This is a genomic window from Collinsella sp. OM04-5 (assembly GCF_003439125.1).
Classification (GTDB): domain Bacteria; phylum Actinomycetota; class Coriobacteriia; order Coriobacteriales; family Coriobacteriaceae; genus Collinsella.
Genome location: NZ_QSUU01000035.1, coordinates 1 through 453, shown reverse-complemented (window position 1 = coordinate 453; position 453 = coordinate 1). Strand labels below are relative to the sequence as shown.

The 453-nt window shown below is 35.3% G+C and carries 1 protein-coding gene; it reads right to left on the bottom strand.

Features of this window, described 5'->3' with window-relative positions; genetic code table 11:
• Positions 1-453: MobA/MobL family protein (locus DXB53_RS09845; RefSeq protein ID WP_199409721.1), on the bottom strand; the 453-nt coding region annotated here is incomplete at both ends.

Here is a 453-nt window from a genome sequence, read left to right as displayed (position 1 = left end):
TTTTATTTTGATTTTCCAAAGTGTCGGCAGAAATCTTATAAGGGAGATTTTTTTTTTCGTAGTATTTATTGATTTTATCGGCCAGCTTTTGACGTACATCAATAAATTTCTCCGTGCCGGTATATTTTCCGCGGCCTGACCAGCTCCTATCTTTAATGGATCCGCCATATTCAATTCCACTTTTGCTTCTACCATGCTTTTTAAAGAATGTTTCTTTATCCATAAGTAGTGCCGCTTCATCCATGATCCGTTCAGAAAACATCAAGTGAACATGGGTATTTTTCTGTCCATGGATAGCACTATCTACTTCATGAATTGCATAAGAATAGGCATTTTCAGGAATAATTTCTTTTATATATTCCTGCACAAGCTCTATTTGTTCTTCTCGTTCTAATTCATTAGGAATAGCAAATTCTATTTCTCTATAGGCTCTTTCTCTTTCATTTGCAGCAC